The sequence below is a fragment of the Nibrella saemangeumensis genome (assembly GCF_039541915.1).
Lineage (GTDB): Bacteria > Bacteroidota > Bacteroidia > Cytophagales > Spirosomataceae > Nibrella > Nibrella saemangeumensis.
Genome location: NZ_BAABHD010000084.1, coordinates 352408 through 372970, shown reverse-complemented (window position 1 = coordinate 372970; position 20563 = coordinate 352408). Strand labels below are relative to the sequence as shown.

Annotated in this window: 21 protein-coding genes; 10 read left to right on the top strand and 11 right to left on the bottom strand. The window is 52.7% G+C overall.

Going from position 1 to position 20563, the window contains the following annotated elements; genetic code table 11:
- Window position 1: 1 nt before the first annotated feature.
- From ABD949_RS29180 to mutS, 7 genes are all read right to left on the bottom strand, one after another.
- A complete protein-coding gene (locus ABD949_RS29180; RefSeq protein WP_345249827.1) occupies window positions 2–1387 on the bottom strand; it encodes a sensor histidine kinase in 1386 nt (461 codons plus the stop codon).
- A gap of 101 nt (window positions 1388–1488) precedes the next feature.
- Window positions 1489–2085, bottom strand: a complete 597-nt coding sequence (locus tag ABD949_RS29175) for a pseudouridine synthase (protein ID WP_345249825.1) — start codon at window positions 2083–2085, stop codon at window positions 1489–1491.
- The gene (locus ABD949_RS29170; protein ID WP_345249823.1) at window positions 2082–2666 is read right to left on the bottom strand and encodes a Uma2 family endonuclease; all 585 of its coding nucleotides are present in this window, start codon (window positions 2664–2666) and stop codon (window positions 2082–2084) included. Before ABD949_RS29170 ends, ABD949_RS29175 begins: the two co-directional genes overlap by 4 nt.
- 36 nt (window positions 2667–2702) lie before the next feature.
- Complete coding sequence (locus ABD949_RS29165; protein ID WP_345249821.1) at window positions 2703–3467, bottom strand: exodeoxyribonuclease III; 765 nt, start codon at window positions 3465–3467, stop codon at window positions 2703–2705.
- Window positions 3468–3523: 56 nt separating this feature from the next.
- Window positions 3524–3721 carry a hypothetical protein gene (locus tag ABD949_RS29160; protein WP_345249819.1) on the bottom strand — a complete coding sequence of 66 codons (198 nt, stop codon included), beginning with the start codon at window positions 3719–3721 and terminating at the stop codon, window positions 3524–3526.
- Between the two features lie 97 nt (window positions 3722–3818).
- Window positions 3819–5096, bottom strand: a complete 1278-nt coding sequence (locus ABD949_RS29155; RefSeq protein WP_345249817.1) for a nucleoside permease — start codon at window positions 5094–5096, stop codon at window positions 3819–3821.
- A 15-nt stretch (window positions 5097–5111) separates the two neighbouring features.
- Window positions 5112–7772 (bottom strand): DNA mismatch repair protein MutS, encoded by a 2661-nt coding sequence (gene mutS / locus ABD949_RS29150; RefSeq protein WP_345249815.1) that lies wholly within the window; start codon window positions 7770–7772, stop codon window positions 5112–5114.
- 95 nt (window positions 7773–7867) lie between these two features.
- Between mutS and ABD949_RS29145 the strand changes: the two genes are divergently transcribed.
- From ABD949_RS29145 to ABD949_RS29125, 5 genes are all read left to right on the top strand, one after another.
- Window positions 7868–8428, top strand: coding sequence for a PH domain-containing protein (locus ABD949_RS29145; RefSeq protein WP_345249814.1), 561 nt, complete (start codon window positions 7868–7870; stop codon window positions 8426–8428).
- Window positions 8429–8448: 20 nt separating this feature from the next.
- Window positions 8449–9000: an RNA methyltransferase gene (locus ABD949_RS29140; protein ID WP_345249812.1), complete on the top strand. Its 552-nt coding sequence runs from the start codon at window positions 8449–8451 to the stop codon at window positions 8998–9000.
- A gap of 57 nt (window positions 9001–9057) precedes the next feature.
- On the top strand, window positions 9058–9558 hold the full coding sequence (locus ABD949_RS29135; RefSeq protein ID WP_345249810.1) for a hypothetical protein: 501 nt from the start codon (window positions 9058–9060) through the stop codon (window positions 9556–9558).
- A gap of 483 nt (window positions 9559–10041) precedes the next feature.
- Window positions 10042–10914, top strand: a complete 873-nt coding sequence (locus ABD949_RS29130) for an AraC family transcriptional regulator (protein ID WP_345249808.1) — start codon at window positions 10042–10044, stop codon at window positions 10912–10914.
- 11 nt (window positions 10915–10925) lie between these two features.
- Entirely contained in the window at window positions 10926–11282 is a 357-nt protein-coding gene (locus ABD949_RS29125; RefSeq protein ID WP_345249806.1) for a bleomycin resistance protein, read from the top strand.
- Between the two features lie 54 nt (window positions 11283–11336).
- On the opposite strand, the gene radA is transcribed toward ABD949_RS29125, so the two are convergent.
- Entirely contained in the window at window positions 11337–12710 is a 1374-nt protein-coding gene (radA, locus tag ABD949_RS29120) for a DNA repair protein RadA (RefSeq protein ID WP_345249804.1), read from the bottom strand.
- A 219-nt stretch (window positions 12711–12929) separates the two neighbouring features.
- Between radA and ABD949_RS29115 the strand changes: the two genes are divergently transcribed.
- The gene (locus ABD949_RS29115) at window positions 12930–13631 is read left to right on the top strand and encodes a porin family protein (protein ID WP_345249802.1); all 702 of its coding nucleotides are present in this window, start codon (window positions 12930–12932) and stop codon (window positions 13629–13631) included.
- A gap of 139 nt (window positions 13632–13770) precedes the next feature.
- Here ABD949_RS29115 and ABD949_RS29110 read toward each other — a convergent pair whose 3' ends face one another.
- The gene (locus ABD949_RS29110; RefSeq protein WP_345249800.1) at window positions 13771–14190 is read right to left on the bottom strand and encodes a LytR/AlgR family response regulator transcription factor; all 420 of its coding nucleotides are present in this window, start codon (window positions 14188–14190) and stop codon (window positions 13771–13773) included.
- A 253-nt stretch (window positions 14191–14443) separates the two neighbouring features.
- On the bottom strand, window positions 14444–14875 hold the full coding sequence (locus tag ABD949_RS29105; protein ID WP_345249798.1) for a LytR/AlgR family response regulator transcription factor: 432 nt from the start codon (window positions 14873–14875) through the stop codon (window positions 14444–14446).
- Between the two features lie 354 nt (window positions 14876–15229).
- Between ABD949_RS29105 and pheS the strand changes: the two genes are divergently transcribed.
- The 4 genes from pheS to ABD949_RS29085 all read left to right on the top strand — a co-directional run bounded on the left by pheS (window position 15230) and on the right by ABD949_RS29085 (window position 19295).
- Entirely contained in the window at window positions 15230–16270 is a 1041-nt protein-coding gene (gene pheS, locus ABD949_RS29100) for a phenylalanine--tRNA ligase subunit alpha (protein WP_345249796.1), read from the top strand.
- Window positions 16271–16365: 95 nt separating this feature from the next.
- The gene (locus tag ABD949_RS29095; RefSeq protein ID WP_345249794.1) at window positions 16366–17574 is read left to right on the top strand and encodes an exodeoxyribonuclease VII large subunit; all 1209 of its coding nucleotides are present in this window, start codon (window positions 16366–16368) and stop codon (window positions 17572–17574) included.
- On the top strand, window positions 17574–17762 hold the full coding sequence (gene xseB / locus ABD949_RS29090; protein ID WP_345249792.1) for an exodeoxyribonuclease VII small subunit: 189 nt from the start codon (window positions 17574–17576) through the stop codon (window positions 17760–17762). The genes ABD949_RS29095 and xseB overlap by 1 nt, the downstream gene beginning before the upstream one ends.
- A gap of 174 nt (window positions 17763–17936) precedes the next feature.
- Window positions 17937–19295 (top strand): OmpA family protein, encoded by a 1359-nt coding sequence (locus ABD949_RS29085; RefSeq protein ID WP_345249790.1) that lies wholly within the window; start codon window positions 17937–17939, stop codon window positions 19293–19295.
- A 71-nt stretch (window positions 19296–19366) separates the two neighbouring features.
- Here the strand turns inward: ABD949_RS29085 and ABD949_RS29080 are convergent, their stop codons facing one another.
- Window positions 19367–20560, bottom strand: coding sequence for a L,D-transpeptidase family protein (locus tag ABD949_RS29080; protein ID WP_345249788.1), 1194 nt, complete (start codon window positions 20558–20560; stop codon window positions 19367–19369).
- Window positions 20561–20563: the final 3 nt, after the last annotated feature.

Genomic DNA, 20563 nt, shown 5'->3' with positions numbered 1-20563 from the left:
CTTACTGTACATTCATCAGCTCGTACGGCTGCACCACCACCGGACAGCCAACGGTGAGCATGGTGCCCTTGCCGGGTTGGCTTTCGAGATTCAGTGTACCATTGATGGCCGCTACCCGCCGGCGAAGGTTGAAGAGCCCATTGCCGCTGCTGACGCTCTCCGGGGTAAACCCAACGCCATCATCCTGAACAGTCAGTCGCAACGCATTTTCTGCATAAGCCAATGTAACCCAGACATTCTGCGCCCCGGCGTGGCGGGTCACATTATTCAGGGCTTCCTTATAGATCAGGAACAGGTCGCGTCGCATATCGGCCGGAAACACACCCTGCCGGTCGGCGGGGGGCAGATTCAGGTGCAGCGTAACGGGCGTGTCTTCAAATAAAGCGTATGCTACTTCTTTCATGCGGTAGCTTAGCTTATCGAACGAATCGTTCTGCGAGTTCAGGCTCCAGACAATCTCCCGCATGGATTCGATCACCCGCCGGGCGGTTTTACTGATGGTCATTAATACATCGGCAACATGTTCCGGTTGCGAATGCACCTGCTTGATGGCCGCCTTGCTCAGCACCGATATGGCACTCAGGTCAGCCCCGACATCATCGTGCAGGTCGCGGGCAATATCGTCGCGGATGCGCAGGAGTTTCTGTTGTTTGCGTTCATTCTCCTGCAATTGTTCTACCAATTGCTCGTGGTAGCGCAGCTTATCCCGTTCGTTCTGATAAGACCGCAGTGAAATTCCCATGATAAAACAAAGAATTTCGGCAACGACCCCAATCTCTAGCACAGTGAGTGGATAAGAAAATGGATTGGCGGGATTCCGAAGAAACAGTTGCGGAACAAAGTTCATGGAGAGTGCCGCCAGACAGCCTATCAGGAAAAAGGCGGTTCCGGTAATAAAATAGACCGTTACTGGTGTCCGTAACCGTATCACTCTGGCAAAAAACACCAGCCCGCCGGCACATAACAGGTAACGGTTGGCGATGTAGATCGTGCTCCGGACAGGTACCGAGGCTCCCCAGAGATACAACAGTATATCGATCAGCAGGCCCACTCCCAACACCAGCAACATACCTTTCAATAAACGGAAACTTTTAGGATCCCGCTTCGGAATGTCCATTAGCAAAACTACAAACCGGATGTACATTACCAGGGCGGCCGTTTCAAAGAACACTACCCACACATCCTGACCAGGCCGGTAATTTGGGTCACGATAGCTCTGGTCAATAAACTGGAAGTTCAGCACCATGCAGATGATATACAAGGCGTACTGCCAGTAGAGGGGTATGCGGTACTGAACATAAGTAAATAACGCGTAGCAGACCATCATACACAGCATTCCATCCAGGAATGTCCGTATGCTATCGTATGTCATCAACACCTCACTCATACAAACCTTTACCTTATCAACGTATTATAGGGTTTTGCTAGACAACACCTTCCGTAAAGTTACGTTTCTTTTCAGCATGCTTACTTCCTCTGGCTCAGATTCTATAGCGTCAATCCCTGCTTTACCGCAGGCCAGTCCAGTTCCCGTACCTCGCCGGGTTGCATCCCTTCTGCCGTTAGTTTCTCAATAGCCCAGCGCACCAGCCGGAGCGTCGGGAATCCCACGGCGGCTGTCATTTTCCTAACCTGCCGGTTTTTGCCTTCCTGTAAGGTAATGGCCACCCAACTGGTGGGAATATTGGCCCGGTACCGGATGGGCGGATTGCGCTCCGGAAGCACCGGCTCCGGAATGGCCAGCACCTGAGCCGGCAGTGTTGCATAAGGCTTCCCATCAACGGCTATGGTTACGCCCTGGCTAAGCTGCCGAATGGCCTCATCGGTAATCTGACCATCTACCTGCACATAGTACGTGCGCTGGTGACGGAACTTCGGATTCAGCAGTCGGTGATTTAGTTGCTTGTCGTTGGTCAGCAGCAGCAGACCCTCGCTGTCGCTGTCGAGCCGGCCAACGGGGTAGATGTCTTTCTCAAACGGAAAATCCAGATCGGCCAGCGTGGGTTTGTCGCCCTCCTTCGAAAATTGGGAGAGCATCAGGTAGGGCTTGTAGATCAGGAAATAGCGGTACGGAGATGGTTTCAACGATTCAGCAAACGGAGGTCAAACGTAAAACCCGGCAGTACATCTTCACCGGATAGCATACTGTCAAAGGATTGGACAGTCTCGACGGGTTGATCTGGCCGGTAGATATGCACGTTCTGCTCTTTCCGGTCAATGAGCCAGCCGAGCCGGCAGTTATTCTCCCGGAATTCCTCCATTTTGTTCTGGAGGTATTTCAGATCATCACTAGCCGAGCGAAGTTCAATTACAAAGTCCGGGCAGATGGGCGCAAACTTCTCCTGCTGTTCTTCGGGTATAGCCTCCCACCGTTCTTTGACAATCCAGGCGGCATCCGGCGAACGGGTAGCGCCATTGGGCAGGTTGAACCCCGTTGATGAGTCAAAGGCATAGCCTAGATCATGGTACTTATTCCATGCGTACAGTTCACCGCCTAGGGTGATATTACGAAGTCCTGTTTTAGATCCGGTGGGTGACACAATGATGATATTTCCGTTTTTATCCCGTTCGAACTCCATAGGATCGTTGGCCCGACAGAACGCGAAAAATTCGTCGTCGGTCATCGTATCTAATTTCTTCAAAACCACCGGAAATTCGAGTAACATACCTGGCTGTTCTTTTTGTAAAGATAACAGTTTACGCTACACATTCAGTTCTACCCACACCGGGCAATGGTCGGAGTGGACGGCGAAGCGGTGATGCCCGGCACCGGCAATGGCCTCTTTCAGGTTATCCGTCACCGACACGTAATCAATGCGCCAGCCCCGGTTGCTGGTCCGCATCCCGGCCCGGTAACTCCACCAGCTATATTCTACCTCGTCGGGATGTTTGTACCGAAACGCATCCGTGAAGCCGTTATTAAACCATTGTGTCATCCAGGCACGCTCTTCAGGCAAAAATCCGGTGGTGTTTTTGTTCCGCACCGGGTCATGAATGTCCCGCTCCGTATGGGCAATGTTGTAATCACCCACAACGATCAGCTTTGGCCGGGATTGGCGGAGGTCGTCAACAAAGCTGGTAAAGTCATCCAGAAACCGCATTTTTACGGACTGCCGGACCTCGCCGGTCGTGCCCGACGGAAAGTAGCAGTTAAGCAGGGTCCAGTCGCCAAAGTCGGTGCGCAGGATACGGCCTTCGCAGTCGTACTCGGCAATGCCGCAGCCCAGCACCACATTATCGGGTCTGATTTTGGAAAAAGTAGCTACCCCACTATAGCCTTTTTTGACGGCCGAATGCCAGTGGTACTGGTAACCAAGGTCTTCAAAGGCGGTGAGGCTGACCACATCTTCGGTAGCTTTTACTTCCTGGAAGCAAAGAATATCCGTGGGGTTTTCAGCCAGCCACGCCAGCAGGCCTTTGTTGATCGCCGAACGTATGCCGTTGACGTTGTAGGTAAGGATGCGCAAAATGAATTAACTTTCTAATTTATTGTGATCTATATTTATATCATCCACATCCACATCTACTTCCATGACGGCTTTTCTATCAGGATTCTTTCTGCTCGTTTTTCGGGACGTTTAAATAGGAATTCATGTAGCCTCTTCATCCGCTGAAAGGCTGCCCAGCACTGTTCCGGCGTGAGAGCGGCATTTTCCCGGACCTGTGCTTCATGAGGGCCGTTGAGGTTATCGTAAAATACAATCCTTTTTTTCTTCTCCATAACGGCGACGGCTGGTTAACCCTGCGAAATATAATTCTAAAACGCAAAATGGGCGCAGATTGTCCGCGCCCATTGCTGCTTTATAGGCGAATGTGTGTTACGGGTTTGCTTTCCGACCCGCCCGGCCCGAATGCTCTTCGTACTTCACATCTTCGAACGCTACATCAACCCTGGTGTGGTCAATGGCACCGGACCGCTGCTTATCGGTGAACATGAAGATAAACAACAGCAGCACCACACCGGCAATACCGGCCGGTACCATCCAGACCGAGGTCCAGTCAATTTTGCCGTCGGCCCCTGTGTACATATCCGCAACCAGACCTGATAATTTGGAGCCGATACCCATACCGATGCCGTACGTGGCCAGGGTAATCAGACCCTGGGCCGAGGACTTGATCTTTTCGCCGGCTTTGTTGTCGGTGTAGATCATACCCGTTACAAAAAAGAAGTCGTAGCAGACGCCGTGCAGGATGATAGCGATGTACAGCATCCACTCACTGGTGTTGCCGTCGCCGTAGCCGAACAGGATAAAGCGAACAATCCAGGCAATGAGACCCACAATCAGCATATTTTTCACGCCCAGCCGCACGAATGCCAGCGGAATCAGCAGCATGAAAATTACTTCCGAGGCCTGCCCCAGTGACATTTTATTCTCTACGTTGGTCATGCCGGAATCCGTCAGCGAGGGGTTAGCCATGGCGTAGTAGAACGACAGGGGAATACAAATCAGCACTGACGACAGGAAAAAAATGGCGAACGAACGATCCTTGAAGAGCTTAAACGCATCCAGACCCAGAATCTGCGACACCGTAGCGCCACCCGTTTGCTTCGGCGGGGTGTTCGGCAGGAAGAACGAGAACACGCCCAGCGCCAGCGCCGAGAACATGGAAAGCTGGAAAATGGTCACCTTATCGCCCACATTCATAAAACCAACGATGTTGGTCACCACGATCCAGGAAATAGTGCCCAATACCCGAATGCCCGGAAATTCCTTCTCAGGGCTGGTCATCTGCTGCATGGCAATAGACGCCGTCAGGGCCAGCGTCGGGGCGAAGGTGATGCAATATGCCAGAATGAGCCAGAAGAACGTATCAGGGTTCTTTTCCTGGATCAGGAAGTACAGAACACCGGCCCCGAGCAGGTTCAGAATACCCAGCACTTTCTCGGCGGCAAAGTACCGGTCGGCAATCATACCCACAAAGAAGGGGGCAATAATCATGGCGAGCGAAAACGCCGTGTAGGCATTTCCCACCTGATCGCCGGTGGCCCCCAATTGGGTAAACATGTATTTACTCATCTGTCCGTACCAGGCTCCCCATACGAAGAACTGGAGGAACATCATTAGCGATAATTGTACGCGGGTAGTTAGGTTCATGTTAGGGTTTAAGGTTTATTCCGCCAATTTCATTAATTCGTTCAACTTGAGCAACGCTTCAATCGGGGTAAGCCGGTTTACGTCGATATTTCTAAGCTTTTCCTTGATGGCTTCCGATTTGGGATCACCCACTTCCAGAATTTTCAGGGCCAATTCATTCTGACGGGGTGCTTCCCGGATTTTTTCCTTGTTGGATTCACGGATAGACGATGACTCCAGTTTGTGCATGATTTCGTTGGCGCGGCTGACAATACCCGGCGGCATACCCGCCATTTGGGCCACGTGAATACCAAAGCTGTGTTCGCTCCCACCCTCCTTGAGCTTACGGACAAAAATTACTTTGTTGCCGACTTCCTTCACCGCTACATTGTAGTTCTTGATGCGGGGAAAATCATTCGCCAGATCGTTCAGTTCGTGGTAGTGGGTGGCAAACAAGGTTTTGGCCCGCGCCTGCGGATGCTCGTGCAGGAATTCGGCAATGGACCAGGCAATGGATACTCCATCGTACGTACTGGTACCCCGCCCGATCTCGTCCATCAGCACCAGGCTGCGGTCGCTGAGGTTATTTAGGATGCTGGCCGTTTCGGTCATTTCCACCATGAAGGTCGATTCGCCCCGCGACAGGTTATCGGAAGCCCCAACCCGCGTAAAAATCTTGTCGATCAGCCCGATCTCCGCCGACGATGCCGGCACAAAACTACCCGACTGCGCCATGAGCACAATCAGGGCCGTTTGCCTCAGCAAGGCCGACTTACCCGCCATGTTTGGACCGGTGATGATGATGATCTGCTGCGTTTCGTCGTCGAGGTAAATATCATTTGGCACATACGGCTCGCCGGGCGGCAGTTGCTGCTCAATCACCGGATGGCGGCCATCTTTAATACTCAGCACTTTACTATCGGTAATGTCCGGCCGCACGTATTTGTTTTTGACGGCTATCCGGGCAAACGACGACAGCACATCCAGAATGGACACCACGCGGGCATTCTGCTGAATGGCCCCAACGTATTCGCCGGCCGCGAGCACCAGTTCGTTGAACATCCGCGACTCAATGCTGAAAATCTGCTCCTCGGCGTTCAGGATCTTCTCTTCGTACTCCTTCAGTTCCGGGGTCACATACCGCTCGGCGTTTACCAGCGTTTGCTTCCGAATCCAGTCGGCCGGCACGCGGTCTTTGTGGGCGTTGGTTACTTCCAGGTAATAGCCGAATACTTTGTTGTAGGCCACCTTCAGCGACGAAATACCCGTTTGCTGGACTTCGCGGTTCTGGAGTTGCAGCAGGTAATCCTTACCCGTATACGCAATGGCGTGCAGTTCGTCCAGCTCTGCGTTGATACCGCTCTTAATCATCCCACCCTGATTCGACAGCGCCGGCGGATCGTCGCGCAGTTCGCTTTCAATCCGGTCGAGCAGGAACGTGACTGGGTTCAGCTGATCGGCATATTTGCGTAGTGAAGGCGAATCAGGCTTTTGGCTCAGGGCCGTCAGCAGCATCTCCTTCACCGGCAGAATATGCTGCAGGGATTTTTTGAGCTGCACCATTTCGCGGGGACTGATCCGGCGGACGGCCACTTTGGAGATCAGCCGTTCGAGGTCGCCAATTTGCTTCAGGTGCTGCACCATGGTATCCAGCAGGTCGGCATCTTCCTTCAGCAGGTCCACCATATTCAGCCGCTCCTCAATCAGCGACTTTTCTTTCAGCGGCAGCATCAGCCACTTGCGCATCAGCCGGGCACCCATCGGCGTTACCGACTGATCCAGAATCTGAATCAGCGGTACCCCTCCCTCCTGCGTGGAGGCTACCAGTTCGAGGTTGCGGATGGTGAATCGGTCGAGCCAGACGTATCGATCCTCTTCCAGCCGTGTTATCCGCGAAATATGCTGGAGGTCTTTGTGCTCGGTTTCGTTGAGGTAATGCAGGATAACGCCGGCCGCGATGATGCCGTCGGGCATGCCTTCGATGCCGAAGCCTTTCAGCGACGAGGTCTGGAAGTGCTGCTTCAGGAAGTTATAGCCGAAATCGTAGGTAAAGGCCCAGTCTTCGAGCGAGTAGGTGTGAAACTTATCGCCCGATGCTGAGCTGCCGAACAGGGCCGTAAATTCCTGCCGGTTGCGCTTGCAGTACAGCACCTCCGACGGATTGAAACTTTGCAGCAGTTTATCGACGTAAGCCGCGTTGCCCTGCGCCGTCAGGAATTCCCCCGTCGATACATCAAGAAAGGCTATGCCAAACTGATCGTCCTTGGCAAAATGAATGGCCGCCAGATAATTGTTACGCCGGGTGTCCAGCACGTTATCGTTGAACGATACCCCCGGCGTCACCAGCTCGGTTACCCCCCGCCGGACGATCCCCTTGGCCATAGCCGGATCTTCCAGCTGATCGCAGATGGCCACCCGCTCTCCCGCCCGGACGAGCTTGGGCAGGTAGGTATCCAGGGAGTGATGGGGGAAGCCGGCCAGCTCGGTCTCGCCGGTGCCGCCGTTGTTCCGCTTGGTCAGAACAATACCCAGGATCTTACTGGCTTTCACCGCATCTTCGCCGAAAGTCTCGTAGAAATCACCCACCCGGAACAGCAGCATCGCTCCGGGGTATTTCGCTTTAATCTGATTATATTGCCGGTTCAGGGGGGTTTCGGCCCCCTTCTTTGCCGGCTTTTCTTTAGTGGACGTATTCACAAAAAGAAGCAGGGATATTTTAACAAATATACCAATTTTCAGGCGAACTGCCCTTACTTTTCCCCGATTCTGAACCTTAGCTAACCCCTAAAGACGTGGAAGCCACCTCAAATTTCGTGCTGCTGAAAGCTGCCTTTAATCCGCTCATCCGGTCGTATCTGCTTCTGTACATTGCCTTTTTTCTGATGATTTCCATCATTGGCATAATACTTCTTCCGTTCTGGCTACTGGGGGTGGGTCAGTGGTGGAGCCGTCATTACTTTGATCTGCTGGAATGCGAGCTATCCGAACGGTCGCTCCGGTTTAAAAAAGGCATTATTGTGCAGACCGAGAAGACCATTCCGCTGGAAAACATTCAGGATGTTACGTTTGTGGAAGGGCCCCTTCTGAAATACTTTAACCTATGCATTTTAAAATTTGAGACGGCCGGGCAGAGCAAAGGGCAGGCCAATGATATGCAGCTCATCGGTATTATGGACGCGCAGACCTTCCGCAACCGGATCATCGAACAGCGACAGAAGCTTATAGCAAGCCGGTATGGGCAAACCTATGCACCCAACGACACCAATCAGACATTGCTCACCGAAATCCGGGATTCCCTCCGTTCCATTGAACGACTACTGGCTCAGAATTCTGACCCAATAAAACCTGTATAGAGATTCCAAGTTATTCAGAAATGCCCAGAAAATTAAGTCTCGATGAATTAAACCGCTTATCGGTAGACGAGTTCAGGGAAGCACCCAAATACCCGTATTGCCTGATCCTGGATGATGTGCGCAGCCTTAACAACGTCGGCTCTGTGTTCCGCACGGCCGATGCCTTCCGGGCACAGACAATCTACCTCTGCGGCATTACCGGCACGCCCCCCCACCGCGACATCACTAAAACTGCCTTGGGGGCCACTGAATCAGTTAATTGGACATATGTACCCGATGTCGTTACGCTGGCACAACAGTTGAAGCAGGATGGATGGGTCATTGCCGCTGTAGAACAGGCAGAGGGTAGTGTGAACCTGGATACGTTTCAACCAGATCCGGATAACCGGTATGCGTTTGTCTTTGGGAATGAAGTTACCGGCGTAAAACAGCCCCTCGTCGAGCAGGCCGATGTCGTCCTGGAAATTCCTCAGTTCGGGACAAAACATTCGCTGAACATCGCCGTCAGCGCCGGTATTCTCTGCTGGGACTTCCTCACAAAGTGTAACAAAAACTTAACACCAGGCTTTTGAACGCCCTGTTTTTTATGTATTCCTTTGTAGATTTTATTCTCTCAAACCAACACAAGTATGAAAGCTAAAAAAAAGTCCCTCACGGAGGAGATTGCCAGCACCATTGAAGCCAAATTAAGCGAAGCGGGTGAGCAGTCCAGGAAGGTTAAAAAAGCAATTACCAAATCCGCCGGCCGGCTGGCGGATGAGATCCTGAACATTTTCGGAAAAGAAGAAAAGAAGAAAAAGAAGTCTGCAAAAGCAGAAAAGAAATCCGAGAAGAAAGCCAAAAAAGACGCGCAGAAACAGGAGAAAAATCAGGCTAAAGCCGAGAAGAACGCAAAACGGGCCGCCAGCAAATCAGCAACCGACGCCGAATCCGCTAATTCGGCAGCAGCAAAGCCTAAAGCCTCTTCGGCCAACCGCTCCGCCAAAACAACCGCTTCAGCCACAGCCGCCCGCCGGACTCCAGCCAAATCGACCGCCAAGCCCAAAAGTACTGCTTCAACCGATACACCCCCCTCAAACGGCAACGGCACGTCCGCCCCGGCCAAACCGGATACGGCACCTGCCCAGTAACCCTACTGCCCTACCTCCTTCTGACTTTGCTCCAGCCCGTTCATAACGGGCTTTTTTATGGGATATACCGCAGAAATTCGCGGGCGCCCTTCGAAATCTCTGGGCGTACTCGCCGGTTGCCGACGGCAATTAAATAAAACCAGACAGAATCCGATAACCAGTAGTACACGATGCTTCATATGCCAGAGAGCTTTTAATACGGGAATGGAAAGGTATGCAGGCTAGCCAGTTGCCAGGCGCGAATATACGTGGCAGATGGCTCAGGGCAAAGCCTTAAATAGCTGACAACTTCTGGATAAAGTCTGAAATATTCAGCGATTATACACGGAGCCGAATAACCAATATCTGCTCACTTACCGATAAACATTTATATACTTCTGATCAGTAATTATCCGAGCCTATAAGCTTTTATTCACAGGCTCTGGCACTATTTTACCCATTCAAGGAAAATATGAGCCAGATTTTTCAAAAATCGGTAAATATATGCGCAATGCACTCCGAAAGGACCTCGAACCGATTAGTTCCTCCTTTATTGTGAAGGAGCTATGCGACCCTTTCTTTGACCCTAACTGGCATTTCCATCCGCACTTTCAGCTTTTTCTGGTGGTAGAAGGTACCGGAACCCGCTTCATTGGCGACTCGATTCAGCCCTTTTCAGACGGAGACCTGGTCTTTCTGGGACCAAACCTGCCCCACCTCTGGCGAAGCGATCAGGAATACTTCGAACGGAAAACACAGTTGCAGGCCCGTGGTATTGTAGTGTATTTCCCAGAAGATTTTTTGGGGCATGAGTTTTTCCAGAGGCAGGAGATGACCCTGATTCGGCAGTTGCTGGAACACGCCCGGCGCGGACTGGAATGGCGGAACTCTACCCGCTCCAGTGCCGCCAATTACCTGCACCAGCTTGCCGAACAGCCCGTTGGTTTTCAGCGGGTCATGACACTGCTTACGCTGCTGGACCACCTGTCTCAAACGCACGACTACCGGTTCATTACCAGTCTGGGGTACACCAATACCGTGAAACCCTCAGAAACCGACCGCATTCAGATGGTTCATGATTATGTGCTGGGGCATTTTCAGGATGAGATCAGCCTGAACACCGTTGCCGACCTGGCCGATATGACCCCTTCGGCCTTCTGCCGCTATTTCAAGACCCGCGCCAACAAGACGTTTTCGGAGTTTGTCACCGAAGTCCGGATCGGGCATGCCTGTAAACTGCTGATGGACGGCAAACTAAGCGTAACGCAGGTTAGTTACGAAAGTGGGTACCGAACCTTATCGAACTTTAACCGGCAGTTCAAAGATATTACGGGGCAGACACCCTCACAATATGTGCGTTCGTACCGGGAAATCTAATCACTACACGTATGACCTTCCAGCTCACCTCCATTGCCCCGAAACTGCCAATGCTCGACCCGGCAGCCACCCGAAACTTTTACGTCGATCAGCTCTCATTTACCCTGGTGAACGACTACGGAGACTACCTTATGCTTCGGAAAGACAACGTAGAACTGCACCTATTCCTGCTGCCTACGCTTAACCCGCTCGACAACTACGGCATGTGCTACATGCGGATTTCGGGTATTGATGCTTTTTACCAGACCTGTCTGACCCACAACATTCTGGCCAAACAAGGCCAGTTGGAGGAACGTCCCTGGGGCGTCAGGGAGTTTTCCATTGTTGATGTGAATGGAAACTTGCTGACCTTTGGGGAGAGTTCGTAGTTTCGGGTTCAAGATTTCATGTTCCCAACTTGTAACATGAAACCTTGAACATTCTTAAACAAGTACCCCCTGAAACACCTCATCCAGCTTGGTTACGGGTTTAATGCCGATTCTGTAGCCTTTCAGATCCAGGCCTTTGGTGTTGTATTTGGAGATGTAAATCTGCTTAAAACCAAGTTTTTCGGCTTCTGAAATACGGGAATCGATACGGCTCACCGCCCGGACTTCGCCACCGAGGCCCACTTCGGCCGCAAAGGCGATGGAGGGCGCGATGGCGATGTCCTCGTACGACGACACAATGGCCGCACATACCGCCAGGTCAATCGCCGGGTCCTCTACTTTCAGACCACCGGCTACGTTCAGGAAGACGTCCTGCTGACCCAGCCGGAAACCACCCCGTTTCTCCAGCACGGCCAGCAGCATCTGCAGCCGCTTGTTGTCGTAACCGGTACTGCTCCGCTGGGGCGTTCCATAATTGGCTATACTCACCAGCGACTGAATTTCGATCATCAGTGGCCGGTTGCCTTCCAGCATGGAACCAATGGCGATGCCGCTCAGGGCTTCTTCACGCTGCGAAATCAGGATTTCCGACGGATTGGTTACCTGCCGCAGCCCCGTTCCCAGCATCTCGTAAATGCCCAGTTCGGAAGTGCTGCCAAACCGGTTTTTGTTCGTACGTAAAATGCGGTACGTATTGTGCCGGTCGCCCTCAAACGTCAACACCGTATCCACCATATGCTCCAGCACTTTAGGACCGGCCAGCGAGCCTTCTTTGGTGATGTGACCGATCATAAATACCGGCGTACCGCTCTCTTTGGCAAATTTCATCAATTCGGCGGTACATTCACGTACCTGGGATACACTACCCGCCCCGGACTCCACCATCGACGACTGCATAGTCTGGATCGAATCAATGATGAGCACCTGCGGTTCAAAATGCTCGATGGTCCGGAAGATATTCTGCGTGGAAGTCTCCGTCAGCACGTAGCAATCGCTGGTGGGTACCGGCAACCGCTCGGCCCGCATCTTGATCTGCTGCTCGCTTTCTTCGCCAGATACGTACAGTACCCGCAGGTCCTGTAAGCCCAGGGCAATCTGGAGCATCAGGGTCGATTTGCCAATACCCGGTTCGCCACCGATGAGCACCAGCGAGCCGGGCACAATGCCTCCGCCCAGCACGCGGTTCAGTTCGTTGTCGGGTGTGCTCAGCCGGGGTTGTTCTTCAAAATTAATGGCGTGAATCGCCTTGGGTTTGGGGGCCGTTTTGGTCACGGTACCGCTTCGCCAGCTACCGCGTTCCGGCTCCTCTTTCTGAATAACCTCTTCAACAAAGGTATTCCACTCCCCGCAGGAAGGGCAGCGACCCAGCCATTTGGGCGCGTGATAACCACAGCTCTGGCAGAAATAGGTGGTTTTAATTTTAGCCATTGAAAAGATTTTTGCAAAATCCGATGGGGGTAATTAAACGTTGCGCTGTCTTAGCGGTCGAAGTGAACGAGCAGCCGCAGCTAAGGCGCTTCTTTTGCAAGAAAGGCATTGTATCCCTGTTTTATCAACATTCCTTTCTCTAAAAAAGTTGGTTTTGGTGTATCGTTTACCTAGGCTGTTCGTTACTATCTCAATATCCATTTCAATCGTCAACCAATCATGAAAAAAACCTTTTTTTCGTTTGCTCTCGCGGCCGCAGCGCTGTTTCTGTCCCCCCTTACGTCAAAGGCACAGTCCGGATTCAGTGTTGGTATTAAGGGAGGAGTCAACCTGTCGCGGCTGACGTTCGGTGAGTTCGTTACCACCCGGCTGAATGCCAATGGGTCACCGGCCGTGAGCGTAAGCGGTCAGGAAATCCGGGACAACCTCCGCGAAAGCTTCGACAGCCGTACGGGTACCGTTTTTGGTATTTACACCCGTTTTGGCAGGAATCTATACCTGCAGCCAGAGTTTCTTTATTCCCGCAAGAGCGGTACCTTCGAGATTGTCCGCGATGGACAGCCATCCACTATAAACGTCAGCGTATCGAGTTTTGATGTACCGGTTCTCCTGGGCCTGAAGGGCGGTCCTTTCCGCGTGGTTGCCGGTCCGGTCGTATCGTTCCGGATCGATGACAACCGCCGGCTGCAGGACGCCCTCCGTGACTATACCACCGGTACGCTCAACGATGCCTGGGCCAAGGCCTATTACGGTTACCAGCTTGGTGCGGGGCTGGACCTGGGCAAACTGGGTATTGATGTCCGGCGCGAGGGCAGCATTTCGGATGTGGCAGCCGTTAACCTGGGGGCCTCCGGCAATTCGGCTCAGTTCAGCCAGAAGCTGAAATCCTGGCAGGTTACGCTGGCTTACAGGCTCTTCTAAAAACAAAAACAAACCGTTGCCATCTACCCGAAGGGTGTGTGGCAACGGTTGTCCGTTCAATTAACCCACTAAATAATTGAGGAAAGTATATCGTCTGAACAGGCAGGTAAATTCCCGGTAAGCTATACCGGTTATCTGCTTAGTTCATGGTACTCTGGATATAGGTATTCAGCAGCGACGTAATCTCCTTCATACGCCGGCGCGAAATAGTAACCTCGCGACCATCGGTCAGCCGGATTACGCGGTCTTTGTTCAACACCCCGAACTGCACGTAGGCCAGGTTTACCATATAGGATTTGTGGATCCGGATAAACACGATCTCGTTCAGCATTTTTTCAAACTCCTTCAGCGTCTTCGACACCAGAAACCGTTTCCGGTCACGGGTAAAGATAAACGTGTAGTTTCCTTCGCCCTCCAGGTACATGATGTCATCAACCGAGACCATGATGGTCCGGTTCAGGTAAGGCAGAGCTATGCGCTGGATTCCACGTTGGTACGATGCCGGAAAAGAAGGAACGACCGGCGTTGTCTGGTTGAGAGAGAGGAGGTTAGCATCCATGATTGCAGTAGCGTTTGAGTGTTTGCTTTGGTGTAAAGAGACAATACAAAGCTACTTTTTCTCAGGGATACCCGTAAAAACACGGACTGACCCTCAGCAGAACCGTTATAGTCACTTTGCTGAAGGTCAGTCCGTTATAAAAAACTCTTCGCAGTACTTCGGGTGAATCTACCCGCACGATTACGTAGAACTACGTAGTACTACCCTGCGGCTTCTTACGCCACTGCGGCACGGTATATTTCCCGCCTAAGGCTTAGCTCAGCGCGGCCGGCTGGAATTCGCGGATACGATCGATAAAGGTTTGAGCCCGACGGCGGGAGATCTTTACCTGCTGACCATCCATCAACTCCAGTTCACCTTCCTTTTTAACGTAGAATTTCCGCACAAAACCGAGGTTAACAATGCACGACTTGTGAACCCGTACAAAAGCCTGACCGTCGAGCAGTGTTTCGTACTCTTTCAGCGTACGGGACACCAGCATTTTTGTCCCATCCTTCAGGAAAAAGTTGGTGTAGTTACCAGAGCCTTCTAACCGAACAATTTCATCTACTGCCACGGTACGTTTACGGTCATAAAACGGAATAAGCAATTTTTGCAGACATGAGGAACTGGAATCTTTTTCCACACTTTTGTGGAATGGCATAGACATGTGGTCGAAGATGGACTCGCTGGTCGTCGTTTTCATAATAAATTGAGTGAGGTTAGTGTTTGAACGATTTGGTTTGACAATCAATAGCTTGCGTAAGCCACAGTTCCTATTACTGTATAGCACCTGTACTATTCTTGTATAGAGTGTGGCAGCTTTTCTACAATTCTCTACAGCAACAATCAGACCTATATTCACCTATTACAAAATATGTTTTTACTATACTTTATAATTTTTGCCAAACGGAGGTATCAAATCCGGGGTTCAATACCTTTATTTTTTACATTTTACCGAAAATTCATGCACCAAATTGGCCGGCCGTCGGCCCGACACCTCAATAAACTTTTCTGTATCTTTGCGACCGTTGTTACAGATGAATCCTAATTGGCGGCTATGCTGGAGAAAGTAAAAGAAATATACCGGGAGATTGAAGACTACACCGTTGATACGAAAGACCAGCTCGAACAATTCCGGCTACGTTTTGTGAGTCGGAAGGGTGTCATCACCGAACTGTTTGAAGGACTCAAAACCATACCCCAGGAAGATCGCCGGGCCGTAGGACAGGAACTGAACGGACTAAAAGACTTTGCTCTCGAACGGTTCCAGACCTATACTCAGATGCTGGAAGAGCAGGCATCTGCCACCGCAGCCGGTCCTGCTGTTGATCTGACGCTGCCCGCTATACCAAATCTGACGGGTACCCAGCACCCGCTGAGCATAACCCGCCAGCGCATCATCCAGATTTTTGAGCGGATGGGCTTTAACGTGGCCGATGGTCCGGAAATCGAGACGGACTGGTATAATTTCGGGGCGCTGAACTTCCCCGACAACCACCCGGCGCGGGAGATGCAGGATACGTTCTTTATTGAAAAAAAGAGTGAGGGTTCCGAAACGGATATGCTGCTGCGAACGCATACGTCGAACGTCCAGATCCGGCTGATGGAGCGGCAGAAGCCCCCCCTCCGTTCCATTATGCCCGGCCGCGTGTACCGCAACGAAGCCATTTCGGCCCGCGCGCACTGCCTGTTCCACCAGGTAGAGGGGCTGTATGTCGACCGCAACGTGGGTTTTAAGGACCTGAAAGATACGCTGTACCACTTTGTAAAAGAGATGTTCGGCAAGGACACCAGAATCCGGTTCCGGCCGTCGTACTTCCCGTTTACAGAGCCCAGCGCCGAGATTGATATTTCATGCCTGATCTGTAAAGGGGAAGGCTGCAACGTCTGCAAGCAGACGGGCTGGGTCGAGATTGCCGGCTCCGGTATGGTAGACCCCAATGTACTCGCCAACTGCGGCATCGATCCCGACGAATTTACCGGCTTCGCCTTCGGTATGGGTATTGAGCGCATCACCATGCTGAAATACCAGGTGCGCGACCTCCGGCTCTTTACCGAGAATGATGTGCGTTTCCTGCGGCAGTTTGAAGGACTCTAAAAATTAATGAGTGATTGAGTGATAGAATGATTGAGTGAAATACTGACGGGCAAATCTTCACTCAATCATTCTATCACTCAATCACTCAATCCCCTATGTCTCCCATCCGCCTTTCCGATCTTGCGTTTACCATTGAGGCCCTGATGGATGATGCCTTTGGGCAAAAAGCGTTTTGGGTCATTGCCGAAACCAGTGACATCAAGAAGTATCCCGACCGGGGTTATTGCTTTCTGACGTTGGTGGAGCGCGACGGCCGCGATACGCTGGCCAAGCTGGAAGCATGTATCTGGCGGAAACACTACCCTATTATCGAGCAGTTTGAAGCGGCCACGCAGGTCGCCTTCGCCCGCAATATCAAACTCTTGCTGCTGGTTTCTGTGGCCTTTAATCCGGTGTACGGGCTTCGGCTGGAAATTCTCAAAATCGATCATTCCTACACCTTGGGAAATCTGGAACAGGAGCGACAGGCAACATTGGATGCCCTCGTACGCGACCATCCGGACCAGGTCTGGGTGGAAAACGGCGAGTACATAACCGCCAATCAGGTTCTCGCCTGTCCGCCCGTGATCCAGCGGGTAGCCCTGATTGCCGCCCCCGGCTCCGACGGCTGGCGCGACTTCCGGCACGAGTTGCAGCATAACCTCTTCGGCTATCAATTTACGGTCGACGAATACCTGTGTCAGGTGCAGGGGCAGGGAGCCGAACAGGCTATTGTCGGGCAGTTGGAGAAAATCCGGGGCAGCGAGGTACCGTATGATGCCGTTGTCATGGTGCGGGGTGGTGGCTCCCAGCTGGATTTCGGCTCCTTCGACACCTACCTGCTGGGACTGGCCGTAGCCGGCTTTGAACGCCCTATACTGGCAGGCATCGGGCACGAGCGGAACGTCAGTATCACCGATATGCTTTGCCACCGGAGCGTAAAAACGCCCACAAAGGCAGCCGCCTGGCTGATTGACCATAACCGCAGTTTTGAAGAATCCTGCCTGCTCCTGCGTGATCGGCTGGCCGCAGCCGCCCGCGAAGCGCTGCTGTCGGCCCGTGAGCATCTGGACATGGCCACGGAGCGGTTGCGGTTTGTGAGCCACAATTACCTGCGCAACCGGCAGACTGAATTAACCGAAAAGGCGGTGACCGTCCGCCACCTGGACCCGTCTAACGTACTCCGGCGGGGTTATGCGCTGCTGCTCCGGAACGGCCGGGTCCAAACCCAGGCAGCCAATCTGGCAACCAGCGATACCATACAAGTTCAACTGCACGATGGCCTGATTACCGCCACCGTAACCGAGATAGCCCCCCATACCTAATGACGTACCAGGATGCCTACGACCAGCTTTTGACCCTGGTTGACGAAATCGAAAACGAAGAAGTTCCGCTGGATGATCTGCCCGCCAAAATCCGGCGGGCCACCGAACTCATCACCTTCTGTCAGCAGCGTTTACGGGCTGTAGAAGGAGAGTATCAGGAGATTATCGAAAAGATGCCGAAGCGATAATTTTATAGTTCATTTGTTTTGTCCGATGTGGTAATCCTGCCTAATTTTATACCGTCGCTACCAGCCAGACAGTATACGAAAACCCCAGCGTGACCAACACAGGCACAACAGAGGCAGAAATAGTTTCGTGAGCGCGCGTTGTCCCGAATAGCCATTGATGATTCCTTACTTACAATGAATTTCTTTAACACAATTGACGAAGTACTCAATCCGGAAATAGCGTCGAAGATCGCATTATACGTAGATGAGCTGAATGAAAAAGCCCGTAAAGCGACCGAAGCCCAGGTTTACGTGGTTTTTGGTGGGATGCTGAAACGAACAACAACGGAAATTGGCGTAGATCAGCTCTACAACAAGATCAAACGAGGCCATTACGACGGTCACCTGGTTGCCAACCTGAACAGCACGCTTAAAGATGCGGCTCAGACGCACGCCTTCATCACTACCGGTAACGAGGACATCAGTCACCTGCTGCCGGCCATGAAAAGCTCCATCGGCAACATGGTGTCGCGGTACGCCAACATCCGTAACTCTTCCGCTATCTCGTTGCTCGGATTGGTGACCGCCGTTGTGCTGGATGTGCTGGGACGTCATGTGAAAGAAAAAAACCTGGACGCCGACGGACTAGCGGCCTACCTGTTCGATCAGCGGGAGGCTTTCGTCAACGCAGTTCCCGAAGAGCTACTGCCGCAGTTGATCGAAAAACTCAGCCTGCATCAGATTGTGGCCGGGGTAGCTGCCCCCGCCAAACGTGTCAATCAGGTATCGGCTGCAACTCGGGTAGCCTCACCCCGCACTACGACTACCCGCACAATTCCCACCCCCGTTACCTTCGAACCGGAAGTTGAATCCGGCGATAATGCCGGTTCACTAGCCAAATGGGGCGTCGGTATCCTGCTGCTGCTGGTTGTCGCGGCTGGTGGTTATTATATCTGGAAAAACACTGAACGGTATTCCGACGGCAGCGAAGAGGTTAGTGGCTCCTCTACCCTGTCGAGTGACACCATCAAGGCCGATACAGTCGCCCGCTCGCTGGCCGTTCCGCCGGCTCCGGGTGCTACCACCCCGGCCCGTTCTACATCAGTCGCCGGTGCAAGTCCGGTGGTTAGCACCACGGCGGCTCGCGGCCCACTGTCCGATCAACTGACGCCGTACCTCAGTAATCCAACCGCCCCGAAAGGCCGGGTGTTTACCCTGCCGGCAGTGGCCTTTCAGCCGGGTACGATGGACTTAGCCCCGTCCTCTCAGGCAGCTATTACGGAATTGGTAAACATACTGCGCACCCATCCCAACGCCCAGATTCAACTGGTAGGGTATGCCAACGATGCCTCCTCGGGAACCGGACTCACCAACATGGACCTGTCCCGGAAGCGGGCGTATGCCATTAAACAGCAATTGCTCAACGCGGGGATCGACAACAACCGGGTCGATGCGGTCGGTAAAGGTACCGGCGTGACCATTACCCCCGGCGACTCTACCGCCGTGCGCCGGCCTACCATGCGGAAGATTGATGTGCGGGTCGTGTTGAAATAACGTGACCGACGCTGTTTAGAAAAGCCCCGGCCAGATACCTGCCGGGGCTTTTTCGTGGCGATGCCTTTCATTTATAACGTACGCCCATAGACATTGTCGTACCAGGTCAGACACCCATCCGCGTCGGCATCTACCAGGTGGTACATGACAAAAACGGCTACCCCGGCCCGCACCGGCAAGGTGGTTGGTTTTTGCCGCTCGACTTTGCAGGACAATTGTGCGTTGGTCAGCTGCCGGTCCCGGAGAAGCCAGTTGGCCAGTTCAAGCGGTTTTTCAACGCGAATGCAGCCGTGGCTCAGATACCGTCTGGTGGTTTCAAATAACTCACGCTGGTTGGTGTCGTGCAGGTACACATCGAACGGTGAGTGAAACGCAAATTTCAGAATACCCAGGGCATTGTCACAGCCCGTCGACTGCCGGAGCACATACGGGAAGTTACCAGGTCCGAGGGCTTTCCAGTCGATCTGCTCCGGATTCAGCACCTGTCCTTTCGCATTCAGCACCTGCATCCGCATCTGCTCCAGCACCGCTGCCGGATTCTTCCGGATTTTCGGCAGGAGTTCTTTCGTCGCGATACTCTTCGGTACATACCAGTACGGGTAGATAACCACGCCGGTCAGGGTAGACGCCAGGGTTGGGGTCGGCGTAGCGGGTTTACCCAGAATAACGCGCATGGACAGAACGTCTACGCCCTGTGTGGTTTGGGCCAGTAACTGAGCCGCCGGAATAGTAATCAGGATCTTATCCGTATTCGGAAAACGGTTCAGCCAGCGATAGGTATTCAGCGTAGTCGCCAACCGCTCCCGCCGTTCGCGCACGGACAGTAACTTACCGGTTTCCGTCTCATCCAGCACATACCGGTAACTCTCGACCAGTGTACAGTACCGGTTATCGCCCGGCTCCAGCGCTACCGCCACCGACTGGGCATCTTCACCGGCCAGCAGTCGGGTGTAGGCCAGCTTAATACGACTTGAATCAATTACCTCCCTGACACCCTGATACGACAACCTCACCGAACGACCATAGGCCAGTTCATGCAGGAGAGCCAGCGTGTGCCTTTCCGGATGTAAGGCTGTCCGGTCCGACGCCTGAATACCTACCGACGATGCATAACGCAGCAGGTCCTCGTACGCCTGCCGGGTTAGCGTATTGTCAGCGTCAATGTCAACCTGCGCAACACTGTTAACACAAGTGCAGGTTGTAAGTGCTCCTACCAGAAACCAGGCAGAGAGCGTTCGGCAAACCGATGAAAATACAAGGGCCATAAC